Source organism: Arthrobacter sp. Cza30 (assembly GCF_059090765.1).
Map to the genome: position 1 here is coordinate 67,730 of NZ_JBNHGA010000014.1, position 15,060 is coordinate 82,789.

A 15,060-nucleotide genomic window follows, 5' to 3' on the forward strand; every position below is an offset into this window, starting at 1 on the left:
GCGCGAACGGCCCGGGAGATGGTTGATCTGTTGAGTGGCGACGGCGGCCCTAATGGCCGTCGACGCCGAGGCTTTCGAGCAGCGAGCGGCGCATTCGGGCCAGCTCGACCGAACCGCGGTCCCGCGGACGGATGCCGGGAACATCGACGGTGCGCACGATCGTGGCGCCGTCGTCCTCGCGGCCTTCTTCCTTGCCGAGCACGATGATCCTGTCCGCCAGTTGCAGGGCCTCGTCCACATCGTGGGTCACCAGCAGCACGGTGGTGGGTTCCGCCGCGTGGATATCGAGCAGCAGGTCCTGCATCTTGATCCGGGTCAGCGCGTCCAGCGCACCGAACGGTTCGTCCAGCAACAGCACGCCCGGGTTGCGGGCCAGGGCGCGGGCGAGGGATGCCCGTTGGGCCATGCCGCCGGAGACCTCGCGCGGCCGGTGCTTGGCGAAGGCGGCCAGCCCGACCAGGTCCAGCAGCCGGGCGACCTTGGACTTGCCCTGCTTGGCGCTGGAGCTCTTGGGCAGGCCGATGGCCACGTTGGCCTGCAGGGTGTGCCACGGCAGCAGCCGGGGTTCCTGGAACGCGACGGCGCAGCGGGAGTCGATACCCTGGACCGGCGTGCCGTCGATTTCCACGGCGCCGGCGCTGGGCGCGTCGAGGCCGGCGGCGGCGCGGAGCAAGGTGGACTTGCCGCAGCCGGACGGGCCCAGGATGGCGAGCACCTCGCCGGGACGGACCTCGAAGTTCACGTCGCGCAGCACGGTGTGGGCCTGGGCCCCGGCGCCGAAGGTTCGGTTCAGGCGGCGGAAGGAAACGGCCAGGGCGGAGTCGGATCGGGCCGCGGGTGCAGCGGAAGCGGGAGCCGCGTGGCGGGACGACGACAGTACTGCAGTCATGGGATCACTCCATCGATCCTGGCAGTAGCACCCTACGGATCAAGCCGTGCGGCACGGCTTTCGCCGGCCGTACCCGTGGCTTGTCACCTCGTTATCACCGGCAGTCTGGGTGGGCTTCCGGTGACCAGGGTTGCTGCGGCGTCGTCGATCCAGGTCTCTCGGCCGCTCGGGATGGTCACCACTAACTAAACGGCACCCGCGGCGCTCCCGGCAAACCGCCCGTAATAATGACCCGTAACAAAGGCGCGATGACAATCTGCCGTAACACAGGCGCGAACCGCTCGTGGGGGAACCGGCCGGCGAGACAACCGCGTCACGGCTATCCATGGACGCGGCTTCGGCGCGATGGCAGGATGACCGCATGAAAATCAGCCGACAGATCGTCGTATTCGACGCCGCCGACCTCGCGGCGGAGAGCACCTTCTGGGCCAACCTTTTGGACGGAACCGTCGAGGCCGAAGAGGACTGGCACACGGTCTTCGTGGACGGCGAACCGCGGCTGGGGTTCCAGCTTGCACCCAACCACATCCCGCCCGACTGGCCGGACGGGGCGCCGCAGCAGATCCACTTGGACCTCTACATCGACGATCTCGCGGCCGCCCATGAACAGGCGACATCCTTGGGTGCCAAGCTGCTGAAGCCGGCCGACGACCCGGCGGCCGCCATCGGGTTCCAGGTGTACGCCGACCCCGCCGGACACCCCTTCTGCCTCTGCTGGGACGCGTAACGCCGGCCATCCCTCCCGGGTCATGACGACGGCGATGCCTCCGTTCGTTTGGGAGGCGCCGACGACGCCGCCTCCCGACCTAAGCCGCCGACGTCGGACGTTGCTCCCGCACCTAAGCCGCCGATGTCGGACGCAGCTCCCGGTGCGGGCCCGGCCGGGCAAGCGGGCCTGGCGATCAGGCGGGCGGATCCGCCGGGATGAGGACCGTGGAGAACAATCGGCGGTGCCGCCCTTCTTCCGGGCCGTTGGCCGCCACCTTCTGCGCGGCAGCCCTGATGGCGGCAGTGAATTCCTCGAACTCTTCCTCCGTCATCCAGAGAGCGGTCTGCCGGTAACCGGCCCCGTCGCGCACGAAGTCCAGATTCTCCCCGGCGATGTATTGGTCGAAGGCCCCCAGCAGCCCGGCCGCGAAGGCCATGAAGCCGCGCCGGTGGTCCTCAGCGGTCATGGAGGCCAGGTCGTTTTCGGCCACTGAACTCCTGGCCACGTCCAGCCGGAAGGTGCGTTCGGTGGTGCCGCGTACCGGCCTTTCCTGGGCCACCGCCAGCACGCCTGCCTTCGAGAGCGTGCCGATGTGCCGGTAAAGCGTCGCCGTCGGGATGTCGGGAAGTTCGGCGGAGATCTCGGCTGTGGTGAGCTCACGGTTGCCCAGCAGCGTCTGGACGATCCGCAAGCGTACCGGGTGCAGGATTAGGTCGGCGCTCGGTGAGGAGGACATGGCTCAACATTCTCACAGTTGACATTGTTCCCACAACTGATAATAATCGTACTGTCCGGCAGGCAAGCCGCGGCCAAAACGACCAAGACACGAGCAATAAACGACCGAAGGGAGGCGCAGTGGCGGCGATAGTGGTGGGGAACAAGGAGGTTGTGCTGGAGCTGGACCGGTTCGAGAAAATCGCGGGGCTGCTCGGCGAGCAGCGATTCCCCTTGTCTGCGGTGACCTCCGTGCGGGTGCTCTCGGACGCGTTCGACGGCGTCCACGGCCTGCGGGCTCCCGGGCTTGCGATCCCGGGACGGACCCGGGTGGGAACCTGGCGCGGCCGCGGCAGGACCCTCGCCGTAGCCCGCCGCGGCACCCCGGCAGTGCAGCTTGACCTGGACGGGCAAAAGTACGCCCGGGTGGTTGTGTCGCTTCCCGACGCCGAGGATGTTGCGGCCCGGATCCGTGCCGCCGCCGGCCTGCCCGCCGGTCAGGCGTTCACCGAAGAAGTGGTCAGCTTTCCGTCCGGGACCGTTCAGTTGGCGGGAACCTGGGCCGAACCGGCCGGAACGGTCCGCGGCGCCGCGCTGATCCTGCCCGGCTCGGGCCCGATCGACCGCAATGCCGATCACAAACGGATGCCGTTGGGCATCAGCCGTGACCTGGCGACGGCGCTTGCCGGCCACGGAATCGCGTCTCTGCGCTACGACAAGCGCGGTACCGGCGCCTCGGAAGGAATCTTCTGGGCGGCCGGTTTCCGTCAGAACACCGACGACGCCGCAGCCGCCCTCCGCTGGATGGCCGACCAGAAGGCCGCGGGCGTGCCGGTGTTCCTGGTCGGCCACAGCGAAGGTAGCTACCACGCGGCGGCCCTGGCGGCAGATCCCGGCACACGGGTGGATGGGGCTGTGCTGCTTTCGGCCTCGGCACAGACGGGCTTCGAGACAGGCAGATGGCAGACAGCCCAGATCAGCGACTCGCTGCCCGCCTTCCCGCGCTTGCTGCTGAAGCTCTTACGCCAGGACCTGGTCAAGATGCAGGCGAAATCGGTGGAAAAACTTCGCACCACCACCGAGGACGTGGTGCGCATGCAGGGCCGAAAGATCAACGCGCTCTGGCACCGGGAGTTCCTCGACTTCGACCCCGTTCCGAACTTGGAGCGCTTGCACATGCCGGTGCTGGCTGTCACGGGGGCCAAGGACGTGCAGGTGGACCCGGCCGACCTGGACATCATCGCGGCGACCGTTCCCGGCCCGGTGACCACGAGGAAAATCGAGGACCTGTCACACCTGCTGCGCCGCGACCCGAAGGCTCCGACCCTCTCCGACTACAAGCGCCAGATCCGCGAGCCCGTGGACGCTGAACTGCTGGAGCTGGTGGGACGTTGGATCTCCGAGCAGGCGGACTCGGCTTCCGGCGCGGCTGGAACGCCTGCCACCGGGCAGTTGGCTGGCTAGTCACCGGCTGCCCGGATGGCCCGGGCTGCCGGGGGAGGGGTTTATCCGCCTCTCGGTGATGCGGGGTGTGCGGGCGGTTCCGGTGCCGAAGAGTCGCAGGTAGGGTGGCGCCATGGCACACCAAAATGACCCCGAGGTCGTCTACCGGCTGCTGAGCACGCCGGGCCGCTGGGCCGTCGTCGGCCTGTCCACGAACCCGCACCGGGTGGCCATGCGCATCTCCCGGTACCTGATGGACCAACTGGACATGGAAGTCGTCCCCGTCAACCTGCAGGGCGACGACGTCCTCGGTCTGACCGGTTACCAAAAGCTCGGGGACATTCCCGGCGAGATCGACGTGGTGGACTGCTTCGTGAACTCGCAGAAGGTGGGCCCGGTGGTGGACCAGGCTATCGAAATCGGTGCCAAGGCGGTGTGGCTCCAACTGGGCGTGGTCGACGAAGCCGCCGCGGAACGGGCCAGGGCGGCGGGCCTGGACGTCGTCATGGATACCTGCCCAGCCATCGAGGCCCCGCGCCTCGGCCTCTAGGTCGGGCGCCCGTAACATTGCGCCGCGGAACGTCACGGCCTGTCACGTGCTTCCGTGCGCCGGATCGGCCCCGGCATACTCGACTCCGAGATCAAGAGTCCCAACGACAAGCTCTGGCTGGTTGGGCGGCAACCCTCTCCCGTAGCGGGGTGCCCCAGATGAGGATCCGGCCGCGCACAACACCGTGCCCGGCAAGTACGGCCCCCTCCGGGCTGCGTCCCCAACCGTGACGGTTGCTGCGCCGCGGCCCTGCGGGAGCCCCGCCTTGAGGAGCCGACATGACCGCCGTCGTGACCGAAAACAACCCGCAGACCCGCCGATCCCCGTGGACCGGACAGGCCACCGCCGAGGAACTGGCCCACTGGCAGCAGATAGCCGAAGGCGTTGCCGCCGCGCTGGCGCCGGACGTGCTGGAGCGCGACCGCCGCAACGCCGACCCACACGCCGAGGTGGAACTGCTGCGCAACTCCGGGCTGCTCAACCTGATCATCCCGGCCGCATGGGGCGGCGAGGGCGGGCACTGGGAAAGCGCGCTGCACGCCGTGCGCATCCTGGCCCGCACCGACGCGTCGATCGCGCAAATACTCGGTTACCACTACGCCAATCAGGGCGCGGTCGTCTTCTACGGTGATCCGCAGGTGCAGGAGCGCCTGCTCCGCCGCTCCGCACGGGGACGCTGGTCCTGGGGCGACTCCGTGAACCCGGTGGACCCGAATTTAGAACTGGTTCCCGACGGCGACGGCTACCGGCTGAATGGCACCAAGCACTTCTCCACCGGCGCCTCCGTCGGCGACGTCATCCTGGTCAACGCCGTGATCGCGGCCGGACTGCAGCAGGGCAAGTTCCTGGCCCTCGCGCTGGAGCATGACCGGACGGGGATCGGATACCTCGGGGACTGGGATGCGCTCGGCCAGCGGCTCTCGGCCAGTGGTTCGGTGAAGTACGACGGCGTGCAGGTCACCGCCGCGGACATCATCGGCGAGGTAGGGGAGGAGCCTTTCTCGACGCTGGTCACCCCCTACATCCAGCTGGCCTTCGGCAACCTCTACCTGGGCATCGCGCAGGGGGCGCTGGACCGCGGGCGCCGGATCACGCTGGCGCGCCGGAACTCCTGGTTCCTCAGCACGCAGGAGACCTATGCCCAGGATCCGCTGACACAGCGGGTTTACGGCGAGCTGGTCTCGCGGGTTGCCGCGGTGGAAGCCCTGGCCGACCGAACGAACGCCAGGTTCGACGCTGTTATTGCCGCCGGCGCGCAGCTGAGCGCGGAAGCCCGGGCGGACATCGCGCTCGAGATTGCGCGGCTCAAGGTTGTGTCCACCGAGGTGGGTGTGGACGTGGCGAACCGCATCTTCGAGACCACTGGCTCGTCCTCCGCGAAAACCGAGGTCGGGCTGGACATCTTCTGGCGCAACATCCGCACCCACACGCTGCACGACCCGGTCGACTACAAGAAGGTCGAGGTCGGCGCCAACTACCTGCTCGGCGACGTCCAACCGATTTCGCTCTACACCTGAGCGGCGCAGCCCGCGCCTGCGGGTCACCTCCTGACCGTCCGCAGCCCGCGGGCCGGTCATGACTGCTGCGACTCGCAGGCTGCATCAGGGCTGCCCGAATCTGCGGTCACCACCGCTGCCCCCCGATCCGCAGGCCCCATCACCGCTGCCTTCAACCCGGGCCCCATCACCGCTGCCCTCAACCGGGCCCCATCTCGCGCCCACGCGCCGAACCCCCAGGAGAACCACCATGACTGAAACCATCGACAACCTCGCCACGGCCTTCGACGCCGCGGCCGCCAAATACCGCCCGATCTTCGCGCGCATCGCCGCCGGGGCGTTGAGCCGCGAGCTCACCCGCGAACTGCCGTTTGACCAGATCGGCTGGCTGAAGGACGCCGGCTTCGGCGCCGCCCGGATTCCGGCCGAGTTCGGCGGCGACGGGCTGGACTGGGAAGAGTTCACCCGACTCCTGATCGAGCTGGCCACGGCGGACAGCAACATTCCGCAGGCGCTGCGTTCGCACATCGCCTTGGTGGAGGAGAACCTGTACCACCACGGCCGCACCTCGGATCGCAGCGCCTGGCTGCGGCGCTTCGCGTCCGGCGAGCTGGCCGGCAACGCCTGGACCGAACCGGGCGCCGGGGGAACCGCCACCGTGCTGTCCGAGACCGGCGGCAAGCTGCTGCTGAGCGGCCGCAAGTTCTACACCACCGGCACCATCTTCTCGGACTGGATCGATGTCACCGCCAAGCGCCCGGACGGCTCCGATGTCTCGGTGATCATCTCCACCAAGACGCCGGGCGTGGAAACCTTCGACGACTGGGACGGTTTCGGCCAGCGGCTCACCGGCAGCGGCACCACCGTATTTACCGACGCTTTGGTGGACCCTGCCAACGTGTCCGCCTTCGCCGACCGCTTCCCGTACCAGACGGCGCTCTACCAGCACATCCTGCTGGTGACCCTGGCCGGCATCGCCCAGGCCGTCACCAGCGAAGCCGCGGAGAACGTGCGGGACCGCAAGCGGGTGTTCGGCCACGGAAACGCCCCGTTGGTTCGGCACGACGCGCAGGTCCTGCAAGTGGTCGGCGAAATCAGCGCCACGGCCTACGCCGCGAAGGCAACCACGCTCGGCGTTGCCCGCAGCCTGGACCGCGTCTTCGCCTCGCGGCAGTCAGACGGCGACGCCGAGAAGGCGGCCAACATCGCCGTCGAACTGGAATCGGGTCGTGCGCAGATTGTGCTCAGCGCCTTGGTCCCGGACGCCGCGGGCGCCCTCTTCAATGCGCTCGGTGCCTCCTCGACCAGCACAGACAAGGCGCTGGACCGGCACTGGCGCAACGCCCGCACCGTGGCGACGCACAACCCGTTTATCTATAAGTCCCGGATCGTCGGCGACTGGGAAGTCAACGCCACCGAACCCCCCTTCGTCTGGACGATTGGCGAGGCCAACGCCGACGCCGAACGCCAGTCAGTCAGCCCCGCCGCCCGTTCCGCGGCCGTCTAGGAAGAGGCCACAATGTCCGTATCCACCAATAACCCGACCCTCGCAAAGCCCGAGGCTGTGGCCGGCGCGACCGGCGTTCCGCGGCTCTCCGGCCGGCTGGGCGTCGCCAGCATCGTGCTCATCGTGCTGGCCGCCGCGTCGCCACTGGGCGTCATCGGCGGAACCGTCCCTCTGGCCATCGTCAGCGGCAACGGCGCTGGCCTTCCCTTCATCTACCTGCTGGCCATGGCCATCCTGCTGTTGTTTGCCGTCGGCTTCACCACCATGACACCGCACGTGCCAACGGCCGGCGCGTTCTTCAGCTACGTCGACAAAGGCCTCGGCCGCAGGGCGGGCCTGGGGGCGGCCTTCGTGGCTCTGCTCTCCTACCTCGCGCTGGAAGCCGGCGTCTACGGCCTGCTGGCGCCGGCCGTCGACGAAGTGGTCCGCGCCTACGGCGGGCCGGCACTGCCATGGTGGGCATGGGCCGCTGCCGCCCTGGCCGCCGTCGCCTGGCTGGGCCACCGGAACATCGAGCTCTCCGGCAAGGTGCTGGGGGTACTGCTGGTCGCCGAGGTGCTGATCGTGCTGGTCCTTGACGCTGCCGTAATTTTTGGCGGCGGCGGTCGGGAGGGCCTGTCCACCGGGTTCGTCACCCCGTCCACCGTGCTGTCCGGGGCGCCCGGCATCGCGCTGTTGTTCGCCATCCTGAGTTTCATTGGCTTCGAGGCGACCGCCGTGTTCCGCGACGAGGCACGCGACCCGGACAAGACGATCCCGCGCGCCACCTATGTAGCCCTCATCGTGGTGGGCGGCTTCTACGCGCTCTCCAGCTGGCTGCTGATCAGCGTGTGGGGCGACGAGGGCATCGTCCAAAAGGCCACGGACGCGCCCGGCACCTTGCTCTCGGAGACTACGGCGCTCTACCTCGGCACCGCGGGCAGCCACGTCATCCAGGTACTGCTGGCCAGCAGCCTGTTCGCCTGCATCCTGTCCCTGCACAACATCAGCTCACGCTATTTCTTCCAGATCGCCGGACAAGGCATTTTCCCCGCCAAGCTGGCCGGCACGCACACCCGGCACCACTCGCCACATCTGGCCTCGGCCGCTTCGACCGGAGTGGTTGCCCTGTTCCTGCTGACAGCCGCCGTCGCCGGCTGGGACCCGATCGTGCAGTTCTACACCTGGTTTGCCGGTTTCGCTTCCCTGGGCGTGGTGGTGCTGATGACGCTCACAAGCATCGCGGTGCTGGTCTTCTTCCGGAGAAAGGGTGCGCCGGCCCGCGACTGGAAGCGCTCCGTCGCCCCGGCGCTCGGACTGATCGGGCTGTTGGGAATCCTGGGCCTGATCCTGCAGAACCTCCCCACCCTGGTCGGCAACAGTGTGCCGCTGGCCATCGCCGTCGTCGTCCTGATTCTTGTCTGCCTAGGGGCGGGAGCGGTGGCGGGATGGAAGCGGCCGCAGGCCAAAGCCGGCTCCGCCCCGGCGTCGTAATTTTTACCCGGCGTCACGCGCCGTAATTCTTACCTCGCGTGACGGCGAACATTTCCCTCCGGGACGCCCCCGGGTGTCCAATGGAGGGGTACCCATCCAGAGCGGCCGAGAGACCTGGCTTGTTGACGCCGCAGCAACCCCCTCCCTGAGGAAGGTGCTACCGCCAGGACCGATGGAGAAGCTCGATCTCTCGTTGGTCTTCCGTTGGGCACTCGCATGCCCAACGGAGGACCGGCGCGGGCTCTTCTCATCAGAAAAGGAGCCTGACATGACCGTAAACCCGCAGCCCAACCCCCGGCGCCAGATTCGTTTCAACGCCTTCGACATGAACTGCGTGGGCCACCAGTCGCCCGGACTGTGGCGCCACCCGCAGGACAAGTCCGCCAACTACAACACCATCGGCTACTGGACCCACCTGGCCAAGGTGCTGGAAAAGGGCCTCTTCGACGGCCTGTTCATCGCCGACGTGCTCGGCACCTACGACGTCTTCGGGTCCTCCAACGAGACCACGCTGCGCGCCGGCACCCAGGTCCCGGTGAATGATCCGTTCATGCTGGTCTCGGCGATGGCCGCGGTGACCGAGAACCTCGGCTTCGGCGTCACCGCCGGCACCGCCTACGAGCACCCGTACCCGTTCGCCCGCCGCCTGGCCACGCTGGACCACCTGACCAACGGGCGGGTCGGCTGGAACGTGGTCACCGGTTACCTGCCCTCGGCGGCGCGCAACATGGGCCAAGAAGACCAGCTGGAGCACGACGAGCGCTACAACCACGCGGACGAATACCTCGAGGTCATCTACAAGCTGCTCGAGGGCTCGTGGGAGGACGACGCCGTGGTCAAGGACGTCGAGACCGGCGTCTTCACCGACCCGGCCAAGGTCCACGAGATCCGGCACGAGGGCAAGTACTTCAAGGTTCCCGGCATCGCGATCACCGAGCCGAGCCCGCAGCGCACCCCGGTCATCTTCCAGGCCGGGGCCTCCAAGCGCGGCACCGAGTTCGCCGCCGGGAACGCCGAGGCGGTGTTCGTGACCTGCCCGACCAAGGAGATGCTCGCGGCGTCGGTGAAGAAGATCCGCGACGCCGTGGAAGCGGCGGGCCGCGACCGCTACGACGTACGCATCTACGCGATGCAGACCGTTGTGACCGGACCGGACACCGCCACCGCGCAGGCCAAGTTCGAGGACTACAAGTCCTACGCGGACATCAACGGCGCGCTGGCGCTGATCTCCGGCTGGATGGGCGTTGACCTCTCCACCTACGGCCCGGACGACGTGATCGGCGAAAACGTGAAGTCCAATGCCATCCAGTCCTCGGTGGAGACCTTCCAGAAGGCTTCCGGCGACAGCGGCAAGCCGTGGACCATCCGCCAGCTGGCCGAATGGGTCGGCGTCGGCGGCTTCGGCCCGATCACCGTCGGTTCCGGCGGTGAGGTGGCCGCCAAGCTAATGGAGTGGGTCGACGAGACCGACGTGGACGGGTTCAACCTGGCCTACGCGATCACCCCGGGCACCTTCGAGGACATCGTGGAATACGTCGTGCCGGAGCTGCAGAAGCTGGGAGCCTACCCCACGGAGTACGCGCCGGGGACCCTGCGCAACAAGCTCTTCGGCCGCGGCGACAAGCTACCGGAGAACCACCGCGCCGCCGGCTTCCGCCTGCAGAACGCGCTGGTCGACTAAGCGTGGGCAGCAGCAGAACCAGCTAAACAACGACGCCGGTGCGCCGCCCCTTCAGGGGGCGGGCACCGCCGACGGCAAGAACCATCCAGAGCGGCCGAGAGATCTGGCTCGATGACGCCGCAGCAACCCCGGCAACTGCCGCACGGTGCTAACGCCAGAACCGATGGAGAACCCGGGCCGGGCCGGAACCGGCCGCGCCATGCCTGCGCGCCGTGATCGGCTGTGCCCGGGGCTCCCTGACCTTCAGGAGCAGCATGAAAAGGTATGCCGGGGGCGGCCCGCAATGATAGAAATCCGCAATCTGCACAAGAGCTACGACACACGACGCGGGACGGTCGAGGTGCTCAAGGGCATCGACCTGACCATCCAGCAGGGGTCGATCACCGCCGTTGTCGGCCCTTCCGGCGCCGGCAAGACGACCCTCTCCCACTGCATTTCCCTGTTAGAGAAACCGACCTCCGGCCAGGTGCTGGTGGACGGCCGCGACCTCTCCGCCCTGTCCGGGCAGGCATTGCGCGGCGAACGCCGCGCCATCGGCACGATCTTCCAACACTCGGCCCTGCTGCGCCGGATGACGGTGGCGGAGAACGTGGCGCTGCCGCTGCGAAACCTCGGCGTGGTGCACGCTCAGATGGAGGACCGCGTGGCCGAACTGCTGGACCGGGTGGGCCTGCTGCACAAGGCCAACGCCTATCCCGGCCAACTGTCCGGCGGCCAGAAGCAACGGGTCGGCATCGCCCGGGCGCTGGCACTTCGCCCCCGGATCCTGCTCTCCGACGAATCGACGTCGGGCCTGGATCCGGAATCCACGCAGCAGATCCTGGACCTGCTGGACGACGTGCGCACCGAACTGGGGCTGTCGGTCATCCTGATTACCCATGAGATGGACGTGGTGCGCCACGTCGCCGACCAGGTGGCCGTGCTCTCCGGCGGCCGCGTCGCGGAATACGGGCCGATCGGCGCCCTAGTGGCCGATCCGGCCTCCGCCGCCGGCCGCCAACTGCTGCCAATCCGCGCCCTCCCGCTGCCGGCCGGCTTCGACTACGCGCTGTCCGTCTCGTACCGGCACGGGCCGGTGGACCCGGAGTGGATGACCCGCCTGTCCACCGGCCTCGGCGTACGCGTGGCGCTGCTCGGCGGTTCGGTGGAAGCCCATGGCGAAGCGGTGCTGGGCCGTGCCGACATCGGGATTGCCGGCCGCCCGGAGGCCGAGGTCCGCGCCTACTTGGCGGGCCTGGGTTTGACCGCAGAGGCACGCCACCGTGCCGTGGACGCGGCGGAAACGCCGCCGACGGACGCGGACGAATATGCAAGGAACGAGAAAATCGAGGTGCGCGCATGAGGCCCGCAGAAACCGCCGCCGTCGGGCTGGACACGCCCTGGGCGGACCTGCCGGCGCTGCTGCTGCCGGCCTACGGCGAAACCTGGGCGATGGTCGGCATCGTGATGGTCATGGTGATCCTGGTCGGCGGCGCCACCGGCGTGCTGCTGTACAACACGGACGGCCGCGGTCTGTTCCCCCGGCCGCGCCTGCACGGAACGCTCAGCTGGCTCGTCAACATGGGCCGCTCGCTCCCGTTCCTGGTACTGATGGCCGCCATCATCCCGCTGACCAAGTGGGTTACCGGAACGACCATCGGCATCGCGGCAGCCGTGGTCCCGATGACACTGGCCGGCATCCCGTTCTTCGCCCGGCTGGTGCAGAACGCACTCAACGATCTGCCGCGCGAGAACATGGCCGTCGGGCTGGTCACGGGCAGTTCCGCCGGGCAGATCATCCGGCAGACGCAGCTGCGCGAGGCCCTGCCGGGTCTTACGTCTGCGGTCACGCTCAACACCATTTCGATGATCGAATACTCGGCCATTGCCGGGACCATCGGCGCCGGCGGCATAGGCTACCTGGCCGTCACCTACGGCTACCAACGGTTCGACACCCACGTCATGGCGGCCACCATCGTTGTCCTGATCATCACGGTGCAGCTGGTGCAGTTTGCCGGCGACCGAATCTCCCGCGCGCTGCTGCGCCCTTAGCAACTGACCAACAGGAGCATCACATCATGAGCACCCCTTCCGCCGGGTCCGGCCACGACCACGGCTTCACGCTGCGCAAACAGACCACCGCCCTGCCGTGGAGCATTGCCGCCCTTGCCGCCGTCGTCGCACTGGTCCTGGGGCTGCTGCTGGTGCAGCAGCAGTCCCGGCCGGCCGTCGCGGCATCCGGCAGCGAGGTCACCTCGCCGCTGAAAGTCCACTTCGAACCGGCGATGGCGGGGGAGGAGAAGATACTGAAGTTCGTCGCCGAGGAAATCGCCCCCGACTACGGCGTGGAGATCGAGGCCGTGGGCCTGCAGGATCCGGTCCAGGCCAATCGCGCGGTGGCCGATGGGCAGTTCCACGCCACCATCTTCGAGCACCAGTGGTACATGCAGCAGTCCGCCGACGCCAACGGATTGGAACTGACGCCGACGGTGGAGCTGTACCAGTGGGGCTTCGGCCTCTACTCAACCCGCTACGGCTCGGTGGAAGACCTGCCGCGCGGAGCCGTGCTGCTGCTGCCCAACGACTCCGCCAACCAGGGCCAGGCGCTGTGGCTGCTGCAGCGCGAGGGACTGCTGGAGCTGGATCCGGCGGTGGAGCCGCGAACGGCGAAAATCCGCGACGTTACCGGCAACCCGCGCGGCTTCGAGCTGAAGGAAGCCGACCTGCTGGCGATGCCGCGGATGCTCGACTCAGTCGATGCCGCGATCGGCTACGTCTCCCAGTTCGACGCCGGCAAGATCGGCCGCGACAAGGGCATCCTGTTCCCTGCGGCCCCGAAGACATTCGCCTCCCGCCTGGTGATCGGCACCCAGTTCAAGGACAGCGTGGAGAGCAAGAAACTGATCGAGATCTTCTCGGATCCGCGGCTGGAGGAGTACCTGCGCACCACGGAGGATCCGCTGGTCGAGGACGTGCTGACGCCGGTCTCCACGGAGTAGGGCCGACACGCGAGAGGCCCCGGGCGCGCTACATCTTTGCGTAGCGTGCCCGGGCGCCCATGTACAGGCCGTAACAAATCAGGCCAACTGCGACGAGGGCGAGTGCGGCCGGGCCGAAAGCCTGGTCGCGCAGCGCCTTGAGCGCCCCGTCCAGCCCCTTGACCTCCTGCGGGTCGTGCTGCACCGCGGCCACAGCCAGCAGCAGCCCCAACACGAACAGTGCCAGCCCCTTGCCCACATAACCCACGACGCCGAGCCACGTCACGGCGGTGCCGGTGCTGCCGCGGGGGAGCCTTTTAAGGTCGCTTAGGAACTTCTTCTTCAGGCCCTTGAACACGTAGAAGACGCCGGCGCCCATGATGACAGCGCCAATCAGGAACAGGACAACGACACCGCCGGGCCATTGCATCAGCCGGGTGCTGGCATCTTGGGAGCTCTGGCTGCTGTCGGCGCCGGAGCCCAACGCGAAGCTGCCGAACGACACCGCCACCACCGTGTACGCGATGGCCAGTCCCACGCACTTGGCCCGGTAGCCCCATTTCTTCTTAGCCTGGCGGCCGCGGCCGCCGAACACCGCTTCGCTGATCTGCCAAAAGGCCAAGGCCGCGGCGGCCAGCATGCCCGCCCAGAGCAGGAACAATCCGCCCGGGCGCTGCGCCAGGCTTGAGGCGGCCCCGGTCTGGTCCGCCTCGCCACCTCCGCCGAAGGCGAGCCGCAGCGCAATCGCGCCAATCAGCACGTGCAGCAGGCCGCTGGCCACGTATCCGAACCGCGCTACCCGCTCGAAAACCTTGGAATTGGCGGCGTCCTCGGTCTTGTCTTTCGCCCTTCCGGCCGCCCGCTTCGCTTCCCTGCCGGTGTCTGCCATGGGTCTCCTCTCCAAAGCCGTGGCCCATTCCGAAACCCGCCGGGGGCACGGAGGCCCCGCCGTCGTTCCCCGTGAAACAACTGTGAAACCATCCTGCCACCGAAGTTGCCGCCGCGCACCGGGCGGACTCGGGCGGGCGCGGGCAGCGCGGCCGCCACCCTGGTTCTCCCCGAACGGTGACTCGGACGGGTGCGGGACGAGCAGGCACCTGGGTCTCCCCGAGCGGGCGCGGGATACGGGCTGCGGGCGTACACCTGATTCGCCCCGGACGGTGGCCCGGGCGGGCCGCCACCGCGGTTCCCGCAGAACCGTGACCGGCGCGGGCCCGGAGCAGTAGGCTCGTGCCTATGGACGCAACCGCGCTGCGCGCATTCTGCCTGTCCCTGCCCGGGGCGTTCGAGGATTTTCCGTTTGGCCCCGAGGCGTCGGTGTTCAAGGTCCGGGCGGCGGGGCGGGCCGCCAAGATGTTCGCGCTCTCGGACCTGCAGGCGCCGCGGCTGAGCATCAGCCTCAAGTGCGAACCCGTGCTGGCGCAGCAGTTGCGCGCGGCGCATCCGGAGATCACGGGCGCCTATCACATGAACAAAACGCACTGGAACGGCGTGCGCTGCGACGGCGGGCTGCCCGACGTCATGCTGCGCGACATGATCGAGGACTCCTACGACCTGGTGGTGGCATCGCTGCCGCGTCGCGACCGCGAGATGCTGGGCTGGATGGGCCTGGCCCGGGGCTACGATGCGCGGCAGGGCTGA

The 15,060-nt window shown here is 68.2% G+C and carries 14 protein-coding genes and 3 riboswitches; of the genes, 11 read left to right on the forward strand and 3 right to left on the reverse strand.

Annotation, left to right across the window (positions count from 1 at the left end):
- Nucleotides 1-49: 49 nt before the first annotated feature.
- Nucleotides 50-889, reverse strand: a complete 840-nt coding sequence (locus AC5RVZ_RS31220; RefSeq protein ID WP_494069480.1) for an ABC transporter ATP-binding protein — start codon at nucleotides 887-889, stop codon at nucleotides 50-52.
- A gap of 361 nt (nucleotides 890-1,250) precedes the next feature.
- On the opposite strand from AC5RVZ_RS31220, the gene AC5RVZ_RS31225 reads away from it, so the two are divergent.
- Nucleotides 1,251-1,616 (forward strand): VOC family protein, encoded by a 366-nt coding sequence (locus tag AC5RVZ_RS31225; protein WP_494069481.1) that lies wholly within the window; start codon nucleotides 1,251-1,253, stop codon nucleotides 1,614-1,616.
- A gap of 175 nt (nucleotides 1,617-1,791) precedes the next feature.
- On the opposite strand, the gene AC5RVZ_RS31230 is transcribed toward AC5RVZ_RS31225, so the two are convergent.
- Nucleotides 1,792-2,334, reverse strand: coding sequence for a helix-turn-helix domain-containing protein (locus AC5RVZ_RS31230; protein WP_494069482.1), 543 nt, complete (start codon nucleotides 2,332-2,334; stop codon nucleotides 1,792-1,794).
- Between the two features lie 119 nt (nucleotides 2,335-2,453).
- On the opposite strand from AC5RVZ_RS31230, the gene AC5RVZ_RS31235 reads away from it, so the two are divergent.
- From AC5RVZ_RS31235 to AC5RVZ_RS31275, 9 genes are all read left to right on the forward strand, one after another.
- Complete coding sequence (locus tag AC5RVZ_RS31235) at nucleotides 2,454-3,776, forward strand: alpha/beta hydrolase (protein ID WP_494069483.1); 1,323 nt, start codon at nucleotides 2,454-2,456, stop codon at nucleotides 3,774-3,776.
- A gap of 112 nt (nucleotides 3,777-3,888) precedes the next feature.
- Complete coding sequence (locus AC5RVZ_RS31240; RefSeq protein ID WP_494069484.1) at nucleotides 3,889-4,305, forward strand: CoA-binding protein; 417 nt, start codon at nucleotides 3,889-3,891, stop codon at nucleotides 4,303-4,305.
- A gap of 89 nt (nucleotides 4,306-4,394) precedes the next feature.
- A riboswitch (SAM riboswitch) is annotated at nucleotides 4,395-4,509 on the forward strand.
- 74 nt (nucleotides 4,510-4,583) lie between these two features.
- Nucleotides 4,584-5,822 carry an acyl-CoA dehydrogenase family protein gene (locus tag AC5RVZ_RS31245; protein WP_494069485.1) on the forward strand — a complete coding sequence of 413 codons (1,239 nt, stop codon included), beginning with the start codon at nucleotides 4,584-4,586 and terminating at the stop codon, nucleotides 5,820-5,822.
- 229 nt (nucleotides 5,823-6,051) lie between these two features.
- Nucleotides 6,052-7,308, forward strand: coding sequence for an acyl-CoA dehydrogenase family protein (locus tag AC5RVZ_RS31250; protein ID WP_494069486.1), 1,257 nt, complete (start codon nucleotides 6,052-6,054; stop codon nucleotides 7,306-7,308).
- A gap of 12 nt (nucleotides 7,309-7,320) precedes the next feature.
- Nucleotides 7,321-8,781: an APC family permease gene (locus AC5RVZ_RS31255; RefSeq protein WP_494069487.1), complete on the forward strand. Its 1,461-nt coding sequence runs from the start codon at nucleotides 7,321-7,323 to the stop codon at nucleotides 8,779-8,781.
- A gap of 89 nt (nucleotides 8,782-8,870) precedes the next feature.
- A riboswitch (SAM riboswitch) is annotated at nucleotides 8,871-8,960 on the forward strand.
- A gap of 89 nt (nucleotides 8,961-9,049) precedes the next feature.
- Nucleotides 9,050-10,462: an LLM class flavin-dependent oxidoreductase gene (locus AC5RVZ_RS31260; RefSeq protein ID WP_494069488.1), complete on the forward strand. Its 1,413-nt coding sequence runs from the start codon at nucleotides 9,050-9,052 to the stop codon at nucleotides 10,460-10,462.
- Nucleotides 10,463-10,540: 78 nt separating this feature from the next.
- Nucleotides 10,541-10,632, forward strand: a riboswitch (SAM riboswitch).
- A gap of 113 nt (nucleotides 10,633-10,745) precedes the next feature.
- On the forward strand, nucleotides 10,746-11,804 hold the full coding sequence (locus tag AC5RVZ_RS31265; protein WP_494069489.1) for a methionine ABC transporter ATP-binding protein: 1,059 nt from the start codon (nucleotides 10,746-10,748) through the stop codon (nucleotides 11,802-11,804).
- Entirely contained in the window at nucleotides 11,801-12,493 is a 693-nt protein-coding gene (locus AC5RVZ_RS31270; RefSeq protein WP_494069490.1) for a methionine ABC transporter permease, read from the forward strand. Before AC5RVZ_RS31265 ends, AC5RVZ_RS31270 begins: the two co-directional genes overlap by 4 nt.
- Nucleotides 12,494-12,519: 26 nt before the next feature.
- Nucleotides 12,520-13,440 carry a MetQ/NlpA family ABC transporter substrate-binding protein gene (locus tag AC5RVZ_RS31275; protein WP_494069491.1) on the forward strand — a complete coding sequence of 307 codons (921 nt, stop codon included), beginning with the start codon at nucleotides 12,520-12,522 and terminating at the stop codon, nucleotides 13,438-13,440.
- Nucleotides 13,441-13,468: 28 nt separating this feature from the next.
- On the opposite strand, the gene AC5RVZ_RS31280 is transcribed toward AC5RVZ_RS31275, so the two are convergent.
- The gene (locus AC5RVZ_RS31280; RefSeq protein WP_494069492.1) at nucleotides 13,469-14,308 is read right to left on the reverse strand and encodes a DUF1206 domain-containing protein; all 840 of its coding nucleotides are present in this window, start codon (nucleotides 14,306-14,308) and stop codon (nucleotides 13,469-13,471) included.
- Nucleotides 14,309-14,655: 347 nt separating this feature from the next.
- On the opposite strand from AC5RVZ_RS31280, the gene AC5RVZ_RS31285 reads away from it, so the two are divergent.
- Nucleotides 14,656-15,060: an MmcQ/YjbR family DNA-binding protein gene (locus AC5RVZ_RS31285; protein WP_494069493.1), complete on the forward strand. Its 405-nt coding sequence runs from the start codon at nucleotides 14,656-14,658 to the stop codon at nucleotides 15,058-15,060.